Here is a 19,636-nt window from a genome sequence, read left to right on the forward strand (position 1 = left end):
TCTTTCACTCCTTGCGGGGCTCAGCCCTTGACGGATCCTGCGGTCAGGCCCGACACGATGCCGCGCTGGGCCCACAGGAAGAAGATGATGGCCGGAAGCGCGAACAGCAGCGCGCAGAGCATCACGACGTTCATCGGCGTGTAGAACTGCCCGAGGAACGACGACAGCCCCACGGATGCCGGCCACAGGTCGGACGACGAGATGAACGTGTTCGCGAACATGAACTCGTTCCATCCGTCGAAGAAGGCGATCACGGCCGCGGCCGCGATGCTCGGCATGATCAGCGGCAGCACGATCGTGGTGAGGATGCGCAGGCGCGAGCATCCGTCGATGCGCGCGGACTCCTCGATCTCGTAGGGGATCTTGTCGATGCCGCTCTTGATGATGAACATGCTCACGGGCATCACGAACGCGGTGTCGGCGAGCACGAGACCCCAGTGGCTGTTCAGCAGGCCCGCTCCGGCGAAGATCGCGTAGAGCGGCACGATGATCAGCGCCTCCGGCAGCATCTGCGTGCTGAAGAAGATGAACCCGGCCACTCCGCGGCCGTGGAAGCGGTAGCGGCTGAGCGCGTAGGCGGCCATGGTCGCCAGCACGAGGCTGAGCACCGTGGTGCCCGCGGCGATCACGAAGGAGTTGCCGAGCCAGCGCAGGATCGGGATGTCGGCGAGGAAGCCGCCCCACTGCCCGATGTTCTGGAACTCGGGGACGAGCGGCTGTCCGTCGCGGTACAGCGAGGCCTCCGTGCCCAGCGAGGTGCCGAGCATCCAGTACACGGGGAACCCGGCGAACACGACGAGCAGGGTGATGAGCACGGCCTTGCCGAGGCTGCCGAGCTTGGCGGCGACCCCGCGGCGAGGAATCGGGGTGGGGATGCGCACGGTGGTCATCGCTGGTTCTCCTGACGCTCCTGGATCTGCTCCACGACGAAGTACACGACCGTCACGAGCAGCGACAGCACGAGACCGAGCGCCCCGATGGCGGCCGCCCTGCCGAGGTTCTGGTCTTGGAAGGCCGTGCGGTAGACGTTCACGACGAGGGTGTTGGTGACGTCAAGAGGTCCGCCGCCGGTGATGAGGAAGATGATCTCGAAGCGCCGGATCGACCAGATCGTCATCAGCAGCGTGATCACGCGCACGGTCGGCATGATGTGCGGCAGCGTGACCGCGAGGAACGACTGGAAGCGCGTCGCGCCGTCGACCCAGGTGGCCTCGCGCAGCTCGTGCGGCACGCTCTGCAGCGCGCTCAGCATGACGAGCATCACCAGCGGGGTGAGCTTCCACACGGTGGCGAAGGTGACGGCGAACAGTCCGTACTGCGGGTCGACGAGCCATCCGTGCTGGCCGAGGCCGAGGGCGGCCGTCGTGCGGTTGAGGATGCCCTGCTCGTTGTTGTAGATCCACACGAAGATGAGCGCGGCGGCGACGGTCGGCACGGCCCACGGGATCGTCGCGATGGCGCGGACGATGCTGCGGCCCTTGAAGGCCGTGTTGAGCAGCAGGGCGCCGGCCGTGCCGATGCCGACGGCGAAGACCACGGTGAAGAGCGTGTACAGCAGCGTCGTGACGACCGACGTCCAGAAGCGGTCGCTGCTGAGCAGGTAGTCGTAGTTCTCGAGACCCACTCCGCGTCCGCCTGCGGGGTTGACGAGCTTGGTCGCGGTGAACGAGAGCAGCACGCCCCGGATCAGCGGGAACACGGTGAAGATCGCGAGGTAGGCGATCGCCGGGAACAGGAAGAGGTACGCGCCGTTGCGCTCGACGAAACGGCCGACGGCACTGCCGGAACGTGGTCGCCGCCGGGGTGCGGCGGCGCGGGCGGCGGGCGGCGCCTCGAGCGTGGGGGTGGCCATGGCCGGGTGTCCTTTCACGTGTCGCGGGGTACCCGAGGGCCGGGCTGGGGGTCCCGGCCCTCGGGAGCGGATCAGCCGAGCTCGGCCTCGAGGCTCTTCTGCACCTCGGCGAGCTTCGTCTTCACGTCGCCGCCGTTGACGCGCAGGTCTTCCACGGCGGTGAGGACCTCGCGCCAGATGACCTTGCTCTCGGTCTCGAAGCCCTCGACGAGGGTGGACTTCGACGTCTTCGCGGCTTCGAGGAACTGGGTGGCCCAGGGGTTGGCCTCGAGGAACGCGGGGTCGGGCTCGACGTCGGTGGCCATGGCGGACGCGCCGAGTCCGGCGCGGATCGCCGTCTGCCCCTCGTCTGACAGCACCCAGCGGACGAAGTCCTTCGCCGCTTCCTTGTTGTCGCTGTTGGCGTTGACGGCGATGATCAGCTGCGAGTTCGATCCGGGGTGCGCGAGGGGCAGCGGAGCGGCGCCGAGGTTCTGCCCGTTGACCACGTTGTCGGGGTTGCTGGTGATGGTCGTGGCGACGCCCGAGTTCTCGAACAGCATCCCGACCTGTCCCTGCCCGAACTTGGCGCGGAAGGTCGACGCGTCGTCGCCGATCGGCGCGACCCCCGAGGCGAAGGTCTCGAGGAAGGCCTCGACGGCCTCGACGTTCTCGGCCTTGTCGATCGTCAGCTTCTTGCCGTCGCTGAGCTCGCCGCCGAATCCGTAGATCCAGTTCGCCATCTCCAGGGTCCAGCCGTCGATCTCGGCGGTCTGGTGGCGTCCGGCCCAGCCCGCGATGCCGAGCTGGTCCTTGATGGCCTTCGCCGTGGTGAGGAACTCGTCGAAGGTCGTCGGAACCTCCAGGCCCAGCTGGGCGAAGATGTCCTTGTTGTAGATGACCGTGCTGTAGGTCGGGCGCTCCCAGTTGAAGCCGTACTGCGTGTCGTCGACGACGCCGGCCTCGTTGGTGTTGTTCAGCGAGTCGCCGAGCTCGTCGGCGATGTCGTCGAGCGGTTCCAGCACGCCCGCGTCCACGAGCGAGGCGAACTGGCTGTCCTGCAGCACCATGACGTCGGGGCCGCCGCCGGCACCCAGCTCGGTGCTGAGCTTGTCGGCGTAGTTCGCGAACGGGATCTCGACCTTGGTGAGCTCGATGTCGTCGTTCGGACCGGTGTAGCCCTTGACGGCATCCCAGAGGATCGGGCCCTTGCCGTCTTCCAGGAACTGCCAGTTGGAGAACGTCAGCTCTCCGCCCGCACTGTCCGATCCGGTCTGATCCGTGCCGGACGCGCAGCCCGCGAGGGCGACGGCGGCGACGGCGGCGACACCGGTCATCCGCAGCGCGCGGGCGCGGCGGGTCCGGTCTGCAAGGTTCAACTTCACTGTTCACTCCTTTGGCCAGCAAGTTCTCTGCGACGATGCGTTCGACTTCATACCAGGAATTTGAAATCGATTTCGCCACCATACTCCTGATTTTCCGGACCTGTCAACCTCGGCTGCTGCGATGAAACTGCAACCGATTTCTCAGTCGAGAGCGCGAGGCCCTCCCGGCGGAGCCGTCCCGCCCGCCGCACGCGTCCGCATCCCGTCCTGCGGTCGCTCCGGCTGTCTTCAGGACTTCTCCGTAGACTCGCCGGGTGACAGGGCACAGGCGCAGAGGGGAGCAGCAGCGGCGGTGAAGGCACGGACGATCTTCGGCGTGCTGCGCCTTGCCGCCGCGATCGTGTGCCTCGTCGCGCTGGTGCACCGGTTGTTCTGGGGGCTGAGCTCGCAGACCATCGCCGGCGACAACTTCTTCGCGTACCTCACGGTGCAGTCGAACTGCGCGCTCGTCGTCGTGCTCGTGATCGGCGCGGTGCTCGCGTTCGCCCGGGCGGCGGATCCCCGCTGGTTCACGGTCGCGCTCTCTCTCGTGCTCACCTGGACGATCACGGCGGGGCTGGCGTTCGCGCTGATCGTGTGGCAGGCCGGGATCCGCGGCATCCGGGTGGATGTGCCGTGGTCGGATCAGGTGCTGCACTTCTGGCTGCCGGCATGCACGGCGATCGCGTGGGTGCTCACACCGGGCCATCGCGGCGTGCCGTGGTGGATCGTGCCGGTCTCGCTCGCCTTCCCTCTCGCGTGGGGCGGAGTGACGATGTGGCGCGGGCCGATCGTCGGCTGGTACCCGTACTACTTCCTCGATCCGCGCCAGGTCTCGGGGCCGGTCGAGTTCCTGGCGACGAGCGGGGTGGCTCTGGCGATCTTCGCGCTCGTCGCCTCGGCGCTCGTGCTCATCAGCCGCATGCGCCGTCCCGGACACGAACGCCCAGAGGTCTGAGCCTCGCTGGGAGGTACTCGGGGCCGGGCCTCCCCCGGCAGGCCGAGTTCAGGACTGCCGGTCGAGGAACGGCGCGAGCGAGTTCAGGACTGCTGGTCGAGGAACGGCGCGAGCGAGTTCAGGGCCGCGGCGAGCGCTGCGTCGTCGTCGAGGCCGGCGAAGTCTTCGGCTGCCGCGCCTCCGACGACTCCGACGAGCAGCGGTTCTCCGGTGGCCGGCGCCAGGTTGACCCACGTGCGGATCACGGCGTCTCCGCCGACCACGTGCCACAGGGCCGCGTCGGTCTCGATCAGGGGCTCGTCGAAGCGGAGCCACACGGTCTCGATGAAGCCGTTGCCGAGGTCGGCGATGGCGCCGCGCTGGCCGAACGGCAGTTTCGGGGCGAAGTCGACGCCGCCCGCCTGCAGCACGCCGAGCGGGACGGTGAGCAGCACCCGGTCGAACGACAGGGACTCGCCCGTCGCGATGCCGAGGCTCACGCCGGCGTCGTCGTACGCGACGCGCGAGACGGGCGAAGACAGGCTGACCTTGACGCCGTCGAGCAGCCTGTCGAACACGGCGCCGAGGTCGCCCAGCACGGCCAGGCGGTCGTCGCCCGGCACGGCGGGCGGGAACCATGACGAGAGGTCCGCCGCATCCGCTCCCGCGGTGGCGGTGAGCGACGACAGCAGCGCGGCGAGCGCCGGGTCGTCGAGGTCGGCTCCCGCCTGGGTGAGGGCGTCGGCGAGCGAGACGTCGGCGGGCAGCGCCTGTGCGGCGGTGATGGCGTCGAGGACGGCCTGCGGAGAGGGCGCGGTGACGTCGCCGTCGGCCGATCGCCACAGCGGGGTGGTGAGCTGGGCGGTGCGGATGTCGAGGTCGTCGACCTCGGCGGCCACGTCGGAGTCGGCGGCGCTCAGGGTCCAGCTGCCGAGCTGGGCGGGGACGGGCCAGGTCGCCTCGTCGACGATGGCGTGCACCCGGCCGCCCGTGCGGTCGCGCGCCTCGAAGACGGTGAGGGCGAATCCGGTGCCGGCGAGCCGCGAGGCCGCGGCGGCGCCGGCGAGTCCCGCGCCGACGATGGCGACGCGTTCGCCGTAGCCGGCGGTGGCGATGATCTCTTCGGCCGCACGGATGCCGGAGCGGAAGGCCCCGCCCATCGTGCCTGGGGCGTCGGCGTCGGTGGCCTCGCCGGCGAAGAAGAGGCGGTCGTCGACGGGTGCCGCCAGCGCGTCGCGCGCGATCGCGGCGGTCCCCGCAGGTGTGAAGCTGACCGCGCCGAGGGAGAACGCGTCGGTCGTCCACGTGCTGCGGGCGAAGGCGGAGGGGGTGGGCCCGGTCATGGGCGTCGGCTTCGGGGAGGGCGAGCGGTCGGGGGTGGGCGTGGGCGTCGGCACCGGTTCCGGGGTGCAGGAGGCGAGGAGCACTCCCACGACGCCGGCTCCGGCGCCGATCAGCAGGGTGCGACGCGTGATCCTCATCGTGTCGCAACGATACCGCGCGCACCTGCGATCCGCCCCGGCACGCGTGCAGCGTGCTCAGTCGCTGCGCGGTTCTCGACCCGCTCGGTTCTCAGCCGCGGCCGGTCGTTCCGGTACTGCCCCCGTGCTCAGCCGCGGGGGCGCCAGAGCACCACTTCGGTGGAGCGGCGGATGCGGCGGCCTCCCGGCATCGGGACGACGCCGCCGGAGCCTGCGGCGAAGACGCGGGCGCCGGGGCGGTTCTCGCGCTCGGCGCGCAGGGCTCCCTCGAGTTCCGTGATGCGGCGGCGCAGCATCCGGTTCTCGTCTTCGAGGTCGAGCAGCCGCGCGATGGCGGGGAGGCTCATGCCCTCGGCGGAGAGCTGCGCCACTTCGCGCAGCTGCTCGATGTTGCGGGTGGAGTAGCGGCGCGAGCCTCCGGACGTGCGTCCGGGAACCACGAGGCCGATCCGGTCGTACTGGCGCAGCGTCTGCGGGTGCAGGCCCGACAGCTCCGCGGCGACGGCGATCGCGAACACCGGGGTGTCGGCGTCCATGCGCTTGTCAGCCATGGTCGCTCACCCGCCCCGGTGTCGCGTTCGAGCGATGCTGCTCGTTCACCGTCGTGCCTTCGCGAGCAGGTCGGCCCTGGGGTTCTCGTCGGGCTCGAGCTCCTGGAACCTCTCCAGGGCCTCGCGCGCCGCCTCGTCGAGGTGCGACGGCACGGCGACCTGCAGCTCGGCGAGGAGGTCGCCCGTGCCCTTGGTGGTGGTGACCCCGCGCCCCTTGACGCGCAGCACGCGACCGGACGGGGTGCCCGGTGCGACGCGCAGCTTGACGGGGTCTCCGCCGAGCGTCGGCACCTCGATGGTCGCGCCGAGCGCGGCCTCGGTGAAGGTCACCGGCACGACGACGCGCAGGTTGAGGCCCTCGCGGGTGAAGACGGGGTGCGGGCGCACCGTGATCTGCACCACGATGTCGCCGTTCTCCCCGCCGTCGGGCGACGGGCGTCCGCGGCCGCGCAGCTTGATCTTCTGCCCGTCGGACACTCCGGCGGGGATCTTCACCTTGAACGGCTTGCCGTCGTCGCCCTGCAGGGTGATGGTCTCGCCCTGCACGGCCGTGGTGAAGTCGATCGTGGTGCGCGCGGTCACGTCGGCGCCGCGCGACGGGCCGCCGAAGCCGCGGAAGCCTCCCGAGGTCTGCCCGAAGCGGCCGGAGCCGAAGCCCCCGCCGCCCTGGTTGAACATCGCGAAGATGTCCTCGAAATCGGCGGTCTGCCCTCGACCCGACTGCCCGAACCGGCTGAAGACGTCTTCGAACCCGCCCGCTCCGGAGCCGCTCGCGGTGAATCGAGCGCCGGAGCCCATGGCGCGGATCTCGTCGTACTCCTTGCGCTGCTCGGCATCCGAGAGCACCGAGTAAGCCTCGCTGATCTCCTTGAACTTCGCCTCGGCCGCCGCATCACCCGGGTTCGAGTCCGGGTGGTACTTGCGGGCGAGCTTGCGATACGTCTTCTTGAGATCGGCGTCGCTGACGTCCTTGCTGACCCCGAGGATCTTGTAGAAGTCCTTGTCGAACCAGTCCTGGCTAGCCATCGATCACCTACTCCGCAGGTACGGCGACGACGACCTTCGCAGGACGCAGCTCGACCTCGCCCAGGCGGTATCCCACCTCGACGACCTCGAGGATCGTTGTCTTCTCGGCGCCCGGTGTGGGCTGCTGGAAGATCGCCTCGTGGCGCTGGGGGTCGAACTCCTCGCCCGCTTCGCCGTAGGCGACGACGCCGAGGCGCTCGACGACCGCGCGGATCTTGTCGGCGATCACCGCGAAGGGCGTGCCCTCCACGAGGTCGCCGTGCTGGCCGGCGCGGTCGAGGTCGTCGAGCACCGGGATGAGGCCCTTGGCGGCCTCGCCCTTGGCGCGCTCGATCTCGACCTGGCGCTGCTCCTCCGTGCGGCGGCGGTAGTTGGCGTACTCGGCCTGGAGTCGCTTGAGGTCGTTGACCAGGTGCTCGGCGTCGGCGATCGCGGCGGTCTCGGCCGCGGCCGCCTCGTCGGTCTGGTCGGCGTTCAGGATGTCGTCGACCGTGAGGTCGTCGTCGGAATGCTCCGCGGCGCGGGCCTCGTCGGAATCCGGGTTCTGCGGCGCGTCGAAGTCGGGATTCTGCGGCGCGGGGCCGGATGCCTGAGCATCCGACCCCTCGCGTCCTTCGACGGGCTCGGGAACCGAGTCGTTGCTGTCGAAGTTCTTGTCCGTCATGATTACTTCTTCTCGTCCTCGTCGTCGACGACCTCGGCGTCGATGACGTCCTCGTCGGAGGAGGCGTCACCGGCGGGAGCGTCGCCGCTCGGAGCGCCGGCCGCGGCATCCGCCTGCGACTGCGCGTAGATCGCCTCGCCCAGCTTGGTCTGCGACTGGTTGAGCTTGTCGAACGCGGTCTTCACCGCGTCGTCGTCGTCACCCGCCAGCGCGGACTTGAGGGCGTCGACGTCGGCCTTCACGTCGGTCTTGACGTCTTCGGGCAGCTTGTCGTCGTTGTCGGCGATGAGCTTCTCGATCGAGTACGCGAGCGCCTCGGCCTGGTTGCGGACCTCGGCCGCCTCGCGGCGCTTCTTGTCTTCGGCCGCGTGCTCCTCGGCCTCGCGCACCATGCGGTCGATGTCCTCCTTCGAGAGCGAGGAACCGCCGGTGATGGTCATCGACTGCTCCTTGCCCGTGCCCTTGTCCTTGGCGGACACGTGCACGATGCCGTTCGCGTCGATGTCGAAGGTGACCTCGATCTGCGGGATGCCGCGGGGTGCCGGGGCGATGCCGGTGAGCTCGAAGGTACCGAGCGGCTTGTTGTCGCGGGTGAACTCGCGCTCGCCCTGGAAGACCTGGATCGCGACGGACGGCTGGTTGTCGTCGGCCGTAGTGAAGGTCTCGCTGCGCTTGGTCGGGATGGCCGTGTTGCGCTCGATGAGCTTGGTCATCATGCCGCCCTTGGTCTCGATGCCGAGGCTCAGGGGGGTGACGTCGATGAGCAGCACGTCCTTGCGCTCGCCCTTGAGGACGCCGGCCTGCAGGGCGGCGCCGACGGCGACGACCTCATCCGGGTTCACGCCCTTGTTGGCCTCCTTGCCGGTCTCGCGCTTGACGAGCTCGGCGACGGCGGGCATGCGGGTCGAGCCGCCGACGAGGACGACGTGCGAGATGTCGGACACCTTGATGCCGGCCTCGCGGATTACGTCTTCGAAGGGCTTCTTGGTGCGGTCGAGGAGGTCCTTGGTGAGGTCCTCGAACTTGGCGCGGGTGATGGTCTCGGAGAGCGACACCGGGCCCGACTCGGTCAGCGAGAGGTAGGGGAGGTTGATGCTCGTGCTGGTCGAGGAGGAGAGCTCCTTCTTGGCCTGCTCCGCGGCCTCCTTGAGGCGCTGCAGCGCGATCTTGTCGGCCGAGACGTCGACGCCCGTGGTCTCCTTGAACTGCTTGATGAGGTAGTCGACGAGACGCTGGTCCCAGTCGTCGCCGCCGAGGCGGTTGTCACCGGCGGTGGCGCGCACCTGGATGGTGGAGAAGTCGTCGTCCTTGCCCACCTCGAGGAGGGAGACGTCGAAGGTTCCGCCACCGAGGTCGAAGACGAGGATGAGCTCGTCTTCCTTGCCCTTGTCGAGGCCGTAGGCCAGGGCGGCCGCGGTCGGCTCGTTGATGATGCGCAGCACGTTGAGGCCCGAGATCTCGCCGGCCTCCTTCGTGGCCTGGCGCTCGGCGTCGTTGAAGTACGCGGGGACCGTGATGACGGCGTCGGTCACGGTGTCGCCCAGGTAGGCCTCGGCGTCGCGCTTGAGCTTCATGAGGATGCGCGCGGAGATCTCCTGCGGCGTCCACTTCTTGCCGTCGACGTCGAAGGTCCAGTCGGTGCCCATGTGGCGCTTGACCGACGAGATCGTGCGGTCGACGTTGGTGACGGCCTGGCGCTTGGCGGTCTCGCCGACGAGCACCTCGCCGTCCTTGGTGAACGCGACGACGGAGGGGGTCGTGCGGAAGCCCTCGGCGTTGGCGATGACCTTGGGCTCGCCGCCCTCGAGGACGCTGACGACGGAGTTCGTCGTTCCGAGGTCGATTCCCACAGCACGTGCCATGTGTTCTCTCCTTGTTCTGTGTTCGGGAAGGTTCTGTGTTCCGGAAGTCTGGGACAGCTCCGGTGAAACCTGAGCCGTGATGACTCAAGGATACGCCGCGGATCGAATGCTGTCAAACAAAGTTGATATGAGTTCGCTCAACTTTTGCGCCCGGGCGTGCCAGCCCGGTGTCAGCCTGCCGGCTCGGCTGCGACGATCTCGGGGTCTGCGACGATCTCGGGGTCTGCGACGATCTCGGGGTCTGCGACGATCTCGGGGTCTGCGACGATCTCGGCCTTGAATCCGGCGGAGTTCTCGAGCCAGCCTGCGTAGTGACCTGGACCTCCCGCGTGCGGGTAGCGGTCGTGATACAGCGGCCGCCACCCGTGCTGCTGCGCCTCGGCCATGATCGTGTCGACCCGGTCGGGAGGGCCCGCGCGGAAGGCGAGGTGGTTGACGCCGGGCGCCCTGCGGTCGTGCACGGGCCCCGAGAGCGCCGGAGCTGTCGTCAGGGTGAGATACGCCCCGCCCACCTCCCACGACTCGCCTCCGGGCCACTCGCTCGTGCGTGCGAAACCCACGGCCTGGAGCAGCCAACCCCATTCCGCACGGGCTTCCGCAAGGTCTGCGACCCACAGCTCGACATGATGAATCCCCGCCACGACACCAGTCTCTCAACCACGGTCACGCACGGACCTTCGCGGTCGCTTGCGTAGCGAGGTGCTCGCCCGACAAGGGGGCACCCGGGATCGCGTGGACGAGGGGACCACGCCACGAGACGCGCGCACGCGTCAGAAAGGGGGTCTGTCAGCACAGGAGCCCGTCAGAACAGGGGTCCGTCGGAACAGGGAGCCCGTCAGAACAGAGGGCGCGTCAGGACAGGGGCCGCCCGTCACAACAGGGGCCCCGTCACAACAGGGGCCCCGTCAGAACGGAGGGCGCGTCAGAACGGAGGAGGGCCGTCGGCGTCCGTGAAGGTCACGGTGTTCTGCGGCGGCGGATGGTCGATGTAGGTCTTGCCGGTCGGGCTGGTCCACGCGAAGACCCCGCCGCCGAGTTGCTCAACCTGCCAGGGAGAGTGGTGCTTCAGGACGTGATGCCGCCGACACAGGTCGCCGAGGTTCTCTCTGCTCGTCGCGCCACCGAGCGCGGCGTCGGCGGTGTGGTCGACGTCGCAGTCCGCAGCCGCCCGCCCGCACCCAGGGAAACGGCACCGCACATCGCGCGACTTGAGGTAGCGAATCATGTCCGCGGATGGCCGGTACCGATCCACCGCCAGCACGCCGCCGGTGACCGGATGGGTGAGGATCCTTTCCCACCCGGCGGACGCGCCCGCCAGACGCCGAGCCGTTGCCGTGTCGACCGGCATCCGGCCGTCGATCTCGGCGGCTGCGTCATCGACCCCCATGAGAGTGAGTACAGGGACCGTGACTGACACGTGCCCGGCGATCGCTGCGAGCACACCCTCGCGCGTATCGTGGCCGGCCGGGGCGCCCGACAGCATGAGATCCAGGGCCAGATCGCACCGGATCTCGTCGATCCGGCGGTCGTCAGGGCTCGACGCAGCGGAATCGACAGGGTCAGTTGCAGCATCCGCAGAATCGGACCCGTCTGGCGAGAGTCCGTTCTGCACCCGCTCCGCCATCGCCGTCAGCCGCGAGAACGCGCCCTGCACGAGAGCCGCGGGCCCGAGCAGGCCGAGCTGCGCCATCCCGTCAGCCGCCTCGGTGACCCACACCCGCCGCTCGCGCCGCGCAACACGGTGCCGCTCGTCGGCGGTACGCGCCTGGAAGCGCTCGGCCACCCTGCGCGCCAGCCGCCCGACGCGATTCGGCGACTCGGTCTCGGCGAACGCGATCATCTGCTCGGCATACGCGTGTCGAGACGCCTCATCATCGAGGTACATCCCTGCGTCGAGGATCACCCGCGCGTGACCCGAACTGATGCGCCCCGCACCCTGCGCCTTCCACACCTCCGGAAACAGCGAGACCTTCATCTCCGCCTCGGCCATGCGGGCCTGAACGGTTCTGTCGCTAACCCGGAGCGCAGTGGCGAACTCGGCGGCCACCGATCGAAGGCTGAGTTCTGCGCCGGGGTCGCCGTCGCCCGCCATGTCCGCCGCCAGCCGAGCCCCCACGGCCAGCAACCCCTCCTTGACCGCCAGCACACCGCTGAGCGCACGGTCGACCTCGACGAGGGCTTCGGTGAGCCCGCGGAGTGCCCCCATCTGTTCGATCGTGGCGTCTGCCAGTGCTGTCATACGTCCATCCAATCGGGTACCACCGACATTGCGACCCGAGAAATCGCCCAGATCAGAAGGTGATTTCCGTGGATGCCGGAACGCTGGAACGCACAGCGCACATCACCGTAGGAGTGCACCCGGCGCACACGCGAAACACACCGGTCACACAGCGCACATCACCGTAGGAGCGCGCCCACGCACACGCGAAACACGCCGGTCACACAAACCCCTTAGAGTCGCACCATGTCACGCCCCCTCCTCCTCGCCGTCTCCCACGGAACAGCGGATGCCGCGGGCTCGCGCGCCATCGCCGCCCTCGTCGACTCGGCGCGCCAAAGCCTCCCCGACGTCGACGTGCGCGCCGCCTTCGTCGACGTGCAGGAACCGGATGCCGCCGAGCTCGCGCCCCGCCTGGGCGGACGCGTGGTCATCGTGCCGCTCCTGCTCTCCAGCGGATTCCACGTGCACCACGACCTGCACGGGATCGCGGCTCGGCGTCCGCGCACCGTCGTAGCCGACCCCCTCGGGCCCGACCCGCGCCTCGCCGAGGTCCTCGCCAGCCGCCTCGACGCCCTGCACGAGCACGCGCCCGAACACGACGAACGCAAGCACGAGGGACACGAGCACGAGCCCGAGCACGAACCCGAGCGCGAACCCGGAGGCGACCACAAGCGACACGAGCCCGAGCCCGAGCCCGAACCCGAGCACGACGAACGCGACCACAAGCGACACGAGCCCGAGCCCGAGCCCGAGCGCGACAGACAGGAGCAGAAGCGCCACGCACCGGTGATCCTCGCGGTGGCCGGATCGCGTGACGAACGCTCGCTGACCGACGCCGAGGCCATGGCCTCGCTGCTCGCCGCGCGCACGGGGCGCGACATCCACCTGGCCTACCTCGCCGCACGACGCCCATCGCTCCCGACTGCGCTCGCGGAGCATCCGGATGCCGTCGTCAGCACCTTCCTGCTGGCTCGGGGATACTTCTTCGACCTCGCGTCGCGCCAGGCCGCCGGCCGGATGCTGACCGCACCGCTGCTCGACGGCGGCGAGGTGCCCCCAGCACTCACCGACCTCGTGATCTCGCGCTACCTCGATGCGGCAGCCCGCCTCTGAACCAGGCCGTGAAGCGTCGGAACCCCGCGAGCGCCGCCGCGAAGCGGAGCGGCTGCTCGGAGCGGTGAACCTCGCGGATGCCGCCGACAAGCGCCCGCACGAGCTCTCCGGCGGCATGCGCCAGAGGGTCGCACTCGCCCGCGCACTCGCGCAGGACCGCGCCGTGCTGCTGATGGACGAGCCGTTCGCCGCGCTCGACGCCATCACCCGCGACCTGCTGCACGAGGAGCTGGAGCGCGTGTGGCGCGCCACCGGACGCACCATCGTGTTCGTGACCCACAACGTGCGAGAGGCCGCCCGGCTCGGACAGCGGGTCGTGCTGCTGTCGAGCCGTCCCGGTCGCGTCGTGGGCGAGTGGCGCATCGCCAACACCAGCGGGCGCCGCATCGAATCGCCCGAGGTCGCCGCGCTCGCCACCGAGATCACCACGGAGCTGCGGAAGGAGATCGCCCGCAATGCCCGCTGAGACACCGGAGACGCTCACCCACACGCACGGGACGCACGAGACCCGCACGCACGGGACGCACGAGACCTACACGCACGGGACGCACGGCGCGGCCGGAACGGCCCTGACCGGCGCGTCCGGAACGACCCTGACCACCGGCGCCGGAACGACCCTGACCACCGGGGCCGGAACGGCCCCGACCACCGCAGCCGGGACGGCCGACGACCTGCGCACGCTGAGCGCCGGCCTCGACCGCCTGCAGTCCGATGCGGAGCCCACGCGGTCACGCTGGCGTGAGGCGCTGGCCAAGGCCCTGCCGCCGGTCGTCCTCCTGCTCGCGCTCCTCGCACTGTGGCAGCTCTACGTCGTGATCGCGCACCCGCGCCCCGACAAGGCCCCGAGCCCCGCGGGCGTGCTGGGCGCCCTGGGCGAGGCGTGGAGCACCGGCCGGCTGCAGGAGGCCGTGGCGACGAGCCTGGAACGCGGGATCATCGGGTTCCTCATCGCGATCGCCGTCGGCACGCCCCTGGGGCTGCTGCTCGCCGAGTGGCGTCTGCTGCGCCGGGCCGCCGGCCCGCTCATCTCCGGCCTCACCGTGCTGCCGTCGGTGGCCTGGGTCCCCGCCGCCATCATCTGGTTCCAGCTGTCCGACGCCACCGTGTACTTCGTCATCCTCATGGGCACCATCCCCTCGATCGTGAACGGGCTCCTGGGCGGCATCGACCAGGTCCCTCCGCAGTTGCGGCGCGTCGGCGTGGTCCTCGGCGCGAGCCGCTGGCAGCTCGCGACCTCGGTCGTACTCCCCGCCGCCCTGCCCGGATACCTCGCCGGACTCAAGCAGGGGTGGGCGTTCTCGTGGCGGTCGCTCATGGCGGCCGAGATCATCGCCGTCGGCGGCTCGATCGGGTTCGGCCTCGGCGCCATGCTCGGGCAGGCCAGGGAGCTCGCCGACCTCGCCGGGGTGCTGGCGACCATCCTTCTCATCCTCGCGATCGGCATCGTCATCGAGCTGGTCCTCTTCGGACCGCTGGAGAGACGGATGCTGCGCGATCGCGGACTTCTCCTCGGAGGTGCGAAATGACCGGACGCGTCACACTCGTCGGCGCCGGCCCCGGAGACGCCGGACTGCTGACCCTGCGCGGGCTGCGCGCCCTGCAGGAGGCCGACGTCATCGTCGCCGACCGCCTCGGCGCGCGGCCCGTGCTGGAGCAGCTCGCCGCCGACGGCATCCGGCTCACCGCCGAGATCGTCGACGTGGGCAAGCTCCCCGGCCACCACCCCGTTCCCCAGGACGGCATCAACGACCTGCTCGTGCAGCGCGCGCTGGCGGGAGACCGCGTCGTGCGGCTCAAGGGCGGCGATCCGTTCGTGTTCGGGCGCGGCCGCGAAGAGCAGCAGCACTGCGAGGCCGCGGGCGTGCCGGTGGACGTCGTCCCCGGCGTCACGAGCGCCGTGTCGGTGCCGGCGGTCGCCGGCATCCCGCTCACGCACCGCGGCGTCGCCACGTCGTTCACCGTCGTGAGCGCGCACGACCAGATCGACGCGATCCCCGGCGGCGGAGAGCACACGGTCGTCCTGCTCATGGGCGTCAACACGCTCGCGCACTCGGCGCACGTGCTCGCGTCCGGTGCGCGCGGCCCGGAGTGCCCCGTCGCGATCGTCGAAGACGGCTACGGACCGAGGGAACGTGTCACGATCGGCACGCTCGGCTCGATCGCGCACGACGCCGCGGCCCGTCAGGTGCGCTCGCCCGCCGTGATCGTCGTCGGCTACGTCGTGCGCCTCAGCCCCCACGCGCCGGAGACCCGCGAACCCGTGGGGAACCCGCGCGACAAGCCGCACTGGATCGACGCCCTCCTGGGCGGACTCGCCGTCGACGCGGGGCTCGCGAGCGCCGTGGAGCGCACGCTCGGCTGAACGCGGCCGTCCCCGTCTCACCCACCCCCTGCCCTGAAGGACCCCCATGACCCGCTCGCCCCTGTCCCTGCGCGTCGCGATCGTCGGAGCCGGCCCCGCCGGCATCTATGCCGGGAACCTGCTCGCCGACGCCGTGCGCGACCGATCCGGAACCGTCGAGATCGACCTGTTCGAGTCGCTTCCCGCGCCCTACGGCCTGATCCGCTACGGCGTCGCCCCCGACCATACCCGCATCAAGGGCATCGTGGGGTCGCTGCACGAGATGCTCGACGCGTTCCCCGAGACGGCCGACGGCGGCCCCGCCCCGGCACGCCGCACCATCCGCTTCCTCGGCAACGTCGAGATCGGGCGCGACCTCTCCCTCTCCGAGCTGCGCAGCCGCTACCACGCGGTCATCCTCGCCACTGGGGCCATCCGTGACGCCGAGCTGCCCATCCCCGGCGTCGACCTGCCCGGCTCGTTCGGCGCCGCCGACTTCGTCGCCTGGTTCGACGGGCACCCCGACGTGGCGCGCACCTGGCCGCTCGACGCCGCCTCGGTCGCCGTGATCGGCAATGGCAACGTCGCTCTCGACGTCGCCCGCATCCTCGCCAAGCATCCGGTCGACCTCCGCACCACCGAGGTGCCCGACACCGTGCTGTCCGGCCTCGAAGCCTCGGCCGTTACCGACGTGCACGTCTTCGGCCGCCGCGGCCCCGCCGACATCAAGTTCACGCCGATCGAGCTGCGGGAGCTGGGCGAAGTCCGCGACGTCGACATCGTGCTGCACGACGAGGACTTCGACGGCGTCGATCCGGCATCCGCCCCCACCAACCAGCTCAAGGTGATGCTGCGCACGCTCAACGCGTGGCGCGACCGCCCGGCGGGGACCGCGTCGCGCCGCCTGCACCTGCACTTCTGGCACTCCCCTGTCGAGATCCTCGGCGACGAGCGCGTCGAAGGGGTGCGGTTCGAGCGCACGCGCGCGGGCGCCGACGGCACCGTGGTCGGCACCGGCGAGTTCCGCGACCACGCCGTGCAGGCCGTGTACCGCGCGGTGGGCTACTACGGCACGCGCGTCGTCGGAGCCCCGTTCGACGAGGCGCGCGGCGTGATCCCCAACGAGGGCGGACGAGTGACCGACGAGCCGGGACTCTACGCGACCGGCTGGATCAAGCGCGGCCCCGTCGGCCTCATCGGCCACACCAAGTCCGACGCGCTCGAGACGATCACGAACCTCGTGGCCGACGCCGAGGCCGGACGCCTCGCGGCACCCGAGGTCGACGGCGACATCGTCGACCTGCTCGAAGCGGACGGCGCCGAATACACGACCTGGGACGGCTGGCTCGCGCTGGACGCGCACGAGCGGCGGCTCGGCGAGACGCACGAGTACGTGCGCGAGCGGGTCAAGGTCGTCCCGCGTGAGGAGCAGGTCGCCGTGTCACGCGACGGGACGCTGGTGCGATGACCTACGTCATCGCTCCCCTGCGTCGATGTGAAGGACCGCGCCTGCATCGACGAATGCCCCGTCGACTGCATCTACGAGGGTGAGCGCTCGCTGTACATCCACCCCGACGAGTGCGTCGACTGCGGCGCCTGCGAACCCGTCTGCCCCGTCGAGGCCATCTACTACGAGGACGACCTGCCCGAGGAGTGGCAGGATTACCTCAGAGCCAACGTCGAGTTCTTCGACGAGATCGGCTCACCCGGCGGCGCCGCCAAGGTCGGCGCCTTTGCGTTCGACCACCCGGTGGTCGCCGCCCTTCCCGTCGAGGAGGGTGCGCATGACTGATCGGGGACGCCGCGTCCGAAGCGCCGCGGTGCGCGGGGGAAGCCTGCGCGGGGGAAGGTCGGGCGGGGGAAGGTCGGGCGGGGGAAGGTCGCGCGCATGACCGGCACCGCACCATACGACGTCCTCATCGTCGGCGGCGGTCCCGCCGGACTGTCGGCCGCGCTGAACCTCGGCCGGTCGCTGGTGCGGGTGCTCGTGGTCGACGCCGACCGGCCGCGCAACGCCGCCACGCTGTCGTCGCACGGCTTCCTCACACGCGACGGCGTGCCGCCGCACGAGCTGCGCAAGCTCGCCCGCGCCGAGCTCGAGTCGTACCCGACGGTGGAGGTGCGATCGCGGGTGCGGGTCGTCGAGCTGCGACGCGACGGCGACACGTGGACCGCCGGCATCGGCCGGACCGAAGCCTCGGAGACCGTGTCGGCGGGTGTCGTGCTGCTGGCGACCGGGCTCCGTGAGACCCTCCCCGACGTGCCGAACCTGCGCGGCTTCTACGGCATGAGCCTGTTCAGCTGCGCCGCGTGCGACGCGTGGGAGCTCCGAGGCCGGCGGCTGGCGCTCATCGGCGAATCGGCCGACCTCGCCGTGCGCGCCCGGCTCCTGTCCCGCTGGACGCAGAACCTCACCCTGTTCACGCACGGATCGCGCGCGGTCACGGCCGAGGAGGAGGCCGAACTCGCAGCAGCGGGAGTCGCCGTGCTGCGGCATCCGATCGTCGAACTGCTCGGCGCCAAGGGCAGGCTCGAAGGGATCCGGCTCGCCGACGGCAGCATCGTCGAGGCCGACGGCGGGTTCGTGCGCCCGCATTGGGAGAACGACCTGTCGTTCCTCGACGGCGTCGCGCCCGCGGTCGACGAGAACGGGCACCTCATCACCGACCGGTCGGGCCGCACGGACGTTCCGGGGCTCTACGCCGCGGGCGACGCCGCCGCCGGACCCCAGCAGCTCATCGTCGCGGCGGGAGCAGGCGCCAGGGTCGCGGCCGTGATCGTGCACGACGCCGTGGGAGTCACGACCGCGCATTGAGGGCCCGCGCGGAAGGCGATCGAGCGATCGACGCGCGCTCCGCCCGGACTATGCTGGCGCGCATGACGCGTACATCGGGGGGCCGCGCCGCTGCGGCGGCGACCATCGTCGGACTTGCACTGCTTCCGCTGAGCGGATGCCTGTACGCGCAGATCCCCGAGCATCCGACCGCCGTCGAATCGACGCCCGCATCGGACGGGCCCGCTGACGAACCGGCGGACGAGCCCTCCGATCCGCCGGCCGACGCTCCCGCCGACGGCCTGTCGTTCGCCGACGGCGCGTCGATCCCGGCATCCGCCCACATCGAGTGGGGCGACGGCTTCTTCATGGACGACGGCTGGACCGTGACCTCGCCGGACGACGGCAACGGCGGATGGGCGTACGGAACGACCGACGGCACCTGCGTCGCGCGTTTCTGGCAGGGCGACGTGTCGGGACTGCCGCTCGTGGCGGGCGACGACAGCGCGAGCTCCGACGCACTCCTCGCGTACGTCATCGGCGACGCGAGCGCGGCGGACATCACACCGCTCGCCGTCACCGCCTCGCTCGGCTACGGCACCGGCAGCAACCAGACGCTGGAGGCGCGCCAGATCATCGGCGAAGACGGCGACCGGCGATGGGCCATCACTGCCCGCGCGTTCACCGCGAACGCCCACGGCGTGTACGTCATCGCCGATTGCACCGGCGGTGACCTCGAGGCCGTGTTCGCCGAGATCGTCGAGAAGAACCCCGTCGTCGTCAGCGGCTGAGGGAGAGGCGCGGCCCGGGGTGTTCTCGTCCGGGAGCATGGGCGCCGGGGCGAGTGGGTCGGCGGGGGGGGTCGGCGGGGTGGGTCGGCGGGACGTGTGGGTCAGCGGGACGTGTGGGTCAGCGGGACGTGTGGGTCGGCGGGCCGGCGCGGCGAGTGGGTCAGCGGCCCCCGGGCGGTCCGACCAGCAGCAGGACGACGTAGAGGGCGACGACCGCCGCCGCGATGAGCCCGCCGAGCACCCACGGGCGCCGCAGGAACCAGCGCATCGTCCGGTCGTACCACCGGCGGTCGCGCGGATCCGCCGACTCCTCGAGACGCCACTCCCCGGCGAGCCGCCCCGTGCGATGCAGCCAGATCTCCAGCGGCACTGTCGCATACGGCACGATCGCACTCGCCACGGCGAGCACCGCGACTCCGGCGTGCCAGCGATTGTTGAGCGCCACGAGGATCGCCGTCGCACCGTAGGCGAGGAACACGAACCCGTGGATGCCTCCGCCGATCGTCACGACGATCCCCGGTGCCCCGAGCGCCCTGGACACGAGCGCGGCGATGAGGATCGTCCAGGTGACCGCTTCGGCGATCGCCAGCACGCGGAACAGGCGAGAGGGCAGGGTGAACAACGGGACTCCTCGGGTGTCGGATCCCCTCCAGGCTATGCGAGCCGTTCCGCGACGGAGTA

The 19,636-nt window shown here is 70.5% G+C and carries 17 protein-coding genes and 3 pseudogenes; 9 read left to right on the plus strand and 11 right to left on the minus strand.

Translation table 11 applies throughout. The annotated features are described in order from the left end of the window. Positions 1-20: 20 nt before the first annotated feature. The 3 genes from AB663_RS02995 to AB663_RS03005 all read right to left on the minus strand — a co-directional run bounded on the left by AB663_RS02995 (position 21) and on the right by AB663_RS03005 (position 3,216). Positions 21-890 (minus strand): carbohydrate ABC transporter permease, encoded by an 870-nt coding sequence (locus AB663_RS02995; RefSeq protein ID WP_067195732.1) that lies wholly within the window; start codon positions 888-890, stop codon positions 21-23. Next, positions 887-1,852, minus strand: coding sequence for a carbohydrate ABC transporter permease (locus AB663_RS03000; RefSeq protein ID WP_067195734.1), 966 nt, complete (start codon positions 1,850-1,852; stop codon positions 887-889). The genes AB663_RS02995 and AB663_RS03000 overlap by 4 nt, the downstream gene beginning before the upstream one ends. Before the next feature lie 71 nt (positions 1,853-1,923). Next, a complete protein-coding gene (locus AB663_RS03005; protein ID WP_067195737.1) occupies positions 1,924-3,216 on the minus strand; it encodes an ABC transporter substrate-binding protein in 1,293 nt (430 codons plus the stop codon). Between the two features lie 292 nt (positions 3,217-3,508). Here AB663_RS03005 and AB663_RS03010 point away from each other — a divergent pair, with 292 nt between their 5' ends. Continuing rightward, positions 3,509-4,153, plus strand: a complete 645-nt coding sequence (locus AB663_RS03010; RefSeq protein WP_067195738.1) for a Pr6Pr family membrane protein — start codon at positions 3,509-3,511, stop codon at positions 4,151-4,153. A gap of 83 nt (positions 4,154-4,236) precedes the next feature. Here AB663_RS03010 and AB663_RS03015 read toward each other — a convergent pair whose 3' ends face one another. The 7 genes and pseudogenes from AB663_RS03015 to AB663_RS03045 all read right to left on the minus strand — a co-directional run bounded on the left by AB663_RS03015 (position 4,237) and on the right by AB663_RS03045 (position 11,955). Beyond that, complete coding sequence (locus AB663_RS03015; protein WP_067195740.1) at positions 4,237-5,613, minus strand: FAD-dependent oxidoreductase; 1,377 nt, start codon at positions 5,611-5,613, stop codon at positions 4,237-4,239. A 128-nt stretch (positions 5,614-5,741) separates the two neighbouring features. Further along, the gene (locus AB663_RS03020; protein WP_067195742.1) at positions 5,742-6,164 is read right to left on the minus strand and encodes a heat shock protein transcriptional repressor HspR; all 423 of its coding nucleotides are present in this window, start codon (positions 6,162-6,164) and stop codon (positions 5,742-5,744) included. A 45-nt stretch (positions 6,165-6,209) separates the two neighbouring features. Beyond that, on the minus strand, positions 6,210-7,190 hold the full coding sequence (locus tag AB663_RS03025) for a DnaJ C-terminal domain-containing protein (protein WP_067195744.1): 981 nt from the start codon (positions 7,188-7,190) through the stop codon (positions 6,210-6,212). A gap of 7 nt (positions 7,191-7,197) precedes the next feature. Continuing rightward, positions 7,198-7,854 (minus strand): nucleotide exchange factor GrpE, encoded by a 657-nt coding sequence (locus tag AB663_RS03030; protein WP_067195746.1) that lies wholly within the window; start codon positions 7,852-7,854, stop codon positions 7,198-7,200. 2 nt (positions 7,855-7,856) lie between these two features. Further along, positions 7,857-9,716 carry a molecular chaperone DnaK gene (dnaK, locus tag AB663_RS03035; RefSeq protein ID WP_067195748.1) on the minus strand — a complete coding sequence of 620 codons (1,860 nt, stop codon included), beginning with the start codon at positions 9,714-9,716 and terminating at the stop codon, positions 7,857-7,859. A 257-nt stretch (positions 9,717-9,973) separates the two neighbouring features. Next, positions 9,974-10,357 (minus strand): annotated as a pseudogene (locus tag AB663_RS03040) (VOC family protein); the annotation flags it as partial. Positions 10,358-10,638: 281 nt separating this feature from the next. Continuing rightward, the gene (locus tag AB663_RS03045; protein WP_067195750.1) at positions 10,639-11,955 is read right to left on the minus strand and encodes an HNH endonuclease signature motif containing protein; all 1,317 of its coding nucleotides are present in this window, start codon (positions 11,953-11,955) and stop codon (positions 10,639-10,641) included. Between the two features lie 225 nt (positions 11,956-12,180). Between AB663_RS03045 and AB663_RS16790 the strand changes: the two genes are divergently transcribed. The 8 genes and pseudogenes from AB663_RS16790 to AB663_RS03090 all read left to right on the plus strand — a co-directional run bounded on the left by AB663_RS16790 (position 12,181) and on the right by AB663_RS03090 (position 18,955). Continuing rightward, positions 12,181-13,050: a sirohydrochlorin chelatase gene (locus AB663_RS16790; RefSeq protein ID WP_083511073.1), complete on the plus strand. Its 870-nt coding sequence runs from the start codon at positions 12,181-12,183 to the stop codon at positions 13,048-13,050. A 28-nt stretch (positions 13,051-13,078) separates the two neighbouring features. Then, positions 13,079-13,516, plus strand: a pseudogene (locus AB663_RS03060) (ABC transporter ATP-binding protein); the annotation flags it as partial. Next, positions 13,506-14,576, plus strand: a complete 1,071-nt coding sequence (locus AB663_RS03065; protein ID WP_083511074.1) for an ABC transporter permease — start codon at positions 13,506-13,508, stop codon at positions 14,574-14,576. The pseudogene AB663_RS03060 and the gene AB663_RS03065, both read left to right, overlap by 11 nt. Beyond that, on the plus strand, positions 14,573-15,412 hold the full coding sequence (gene cobA, locus AB663_RS03070; protein ID WP_083511075.1) for a uroporphyrinogen-III C-methyltransferase: 840 nt from the start codon (positions 14,573-14,575) through the stop codon (positions 15,410-15,412). Before AB663_RS03065 ends, cobA begins: the two co-directional genes overlap by 4 nt. A 46-nt stretch (positions 15,413-15,458) precedes the next feature. After that, positions 15,459-16,859: an FAD-dependent oxidoreductase gene (locus AB663_RS03075; protein ID WP_067195757.1), complete on the plus strand. Its 1,401-nt coding sequence runs from the start codon at positions 15,459-15,461 to the stop codon at positions 16,857-16,859. Then, positions 16,856-17,183: pseudogene (gene fdxA / locus AB663_RS03080) on the plus strand (ferredoxin). The gene AB663_RS03075 and the pseudogene fdxA overlap by 4 nt, the downstream one beginning before the upstream one ends. A 96-nt stretch (positions 17,184-17,279) precedes the next feature. After that, entirely contained in the window at positions 17,280-18,206 is a 927-nt protein-coding gene (locus tag AB663_RS03085; RefSeq protein ID WP_067195760.1) for an NAD(P)/FAD-dependent oxidoreductase, read from the plus strand. Positions 18,207-18,268: 62 nt separating this feature from the next. Further along, positions 18,269-18,955 (plus strand): hypothetical protein, encoded by a 687-nt coding sequence (locus AB663_RS03090; protein WP_157540850.1) that lies wholly within the window; start codon positions 18,269-18,271, stop codon positions 18,953-18,955. Between the two features lie 160 nt (positions 18,956-19,115). On the opposite strand, the gene AB663_RS03095 is transcribed toward AB663_RS03090, so the two are convergent. Continuing rightward, complete coding sequence (locus tag AB663_RS03095; RefSeq protein WP_067195765.1) at positions 19,116-19,577, minus strand: DUF3817 domain-containing protein; 462 nt, start codon at positions 19,575-19,577, stop codon at positions 19,116-19,118. Between the last annotated feature and the right edge of the window lie 59 nt (positions 19,578-19,636).

The sequence above is a fragment of the Microbacterium sp. XT11 genome, from assembly GCF_001513675.1.
In the GTDB taxonomy this organism is placed as follows: Bacteria; Actinomycetota; Actinomycetes; order Actinomycetales; family Microbacteriaceae; genus Microbacterium.

Bases quoted from the DNA above. Each gene is read 5' to 3' on its own strand.
- AB663_RS03020 (WP_067195742.1), bottom strand. From the start codon at position 6,164: ATGGCTGACAAGCGCATGGACGCCGACACCCCGGTGTTCGCGATCGCC.
- cobA (WP_083511075.1), top strand. From the start codon at position 14,573: ATGACCGGACGCGTCACACTCGTCGGCGCCGGCCCCGGAGACGCCGGA.
- AB663_RS03030 (WP_067195746.1), bottom strand. From the start codon at position 7,854: ATGACGGACAAGAACTTCGACAGCAACGACTCGGTTCCCGAGCCCGTC.
- AB663_RS03015 (WP_067195740.1), bottom strand. From the start codon at position 5,613: ATGAGGATCACGCGTCGCACCCTGCTGATCGGCGCCGGAGCCGGCGTC.
- AB663_RS03025 (WP_067195744.1), bottom strand. From the start codon at position 7,190: ATGGCTAGCCAGGACTGGTTCGACAAGGACTTCTACAAGATCCTCGGG.
- AB663_RS03000 (WP_067195734.1), bottom strand. From the start codon at position 1,852: ATGGCCACCCCCACGCTCGAGGCGCCGCCCGCCGCCCGCGCCGCCGCA.
- AB663_RS02995 (WP_067195732.1), bottom strand. From the start codon at position 890: ATGACCACCGTGCGCATCCCCACCCCGATTCCTCGCCGCGGGGTCGCC.
- AB663_RS03090 (WP_157540850.1), top strand. From the start codon at position 18,269: ATGACGCGTACATCGGGGGGCCGCGCCGCTGCGGCGGCGACCATCGTC.
- AB663_RS03085 (WP_067195760.1), top strand. From the start codon at position 17,280: ATGACCGGCACCGCACCATACGACGTCCTCATCGTCGGCGGCGGTCCC.
- dnaK (WP_067195748.1), bottom strand. From the start codon at position 9,716: ATGGCACGTGCTGTGGGAATCGACCTCGGAACGACGAACTCCGTCGTC.
- AB663_RS03045 (WP_067195750.1), bottom strand. From the start codon at position 11,955: ATGACAGCACTGGCAGACGCCACGATCGAACAGATGGGGGCACTCCGC.
- AB663_RS03075 (WP_067195757.1), top strand. From the start codon at position 15,459: ATGACCCGCTCGCCCCTGTCCCTGCGCGTCGCGATCGTCGGAGCCGGC.
- AB663_RS03065 (WP_083511074.1), top strand. From the start codon at position 13,506: ATGCCCGCTGAGACACCGGAGACGCTCACCCACACGCACGGGACGCAC.
- AB663_RS16790 (WP_083511073.1), top strand. From the start codon at position 12,181: ATGTCACGCCCCCTCCTCCTCGCCGTCTCCCACGGAACAGCGGATGCC.